This window comes from Pseudomonas sp. AC463, from assembly GCF_979253585.1.
In genome coordinates this window covers 1-238 of the sequence record NZ_CEEDDZ010001126.1, presented here as the reverse complement: position 1 = coordinate 238, position 238 = coordinate 1, and the positions used below count along the sequence as shown (strand labels likewise).

General features: G+C 58.0%; 1 protein-coding gene and 1 pseudogene. Both read right to left on the bottom strand.

What is annotated here, in order from left to right; all coding sequences use genetic code 11:
- A partial coding sequence (locus tag AC0IYH_RS33805; protein WP_471838830.1) for a hypothetical protein occupies nt 1-77 on the bottom strand: 77 nt, incomplete at its 3' end.
- A gap of 7 nt (nt 78-84) precedes the next feature.
- Nucleotides 85-238, bottom strand: a pseudogene (locus AC0IYH_RS33800) (TIGR02281 family clan AA aspartic protease); the annotation flags it as partial.

Here is a 238-nt window from a genome sequence, read left to right as displayed (position 1 = left end):
AGATAAGCCTGCTCGGTAAAGTCGGCAAGGGAGCGGCGTTCAACACCGTCCAGGCTCAAATCGAGGGTTTCGCTCATGCGTGCCTCATTGCAAGGTGGATTGGCGCAGCATCAAGGTGCCGTCGCGCTGACTGAATTCAAGTTGTTTCAAGGCGCTCATGCCCAGCAGGATTTCATCGCCATCCATGCCCGGCGCGATGAGCGCGGAGACGTCATGCAGCACGATATCGCCAAGCTGC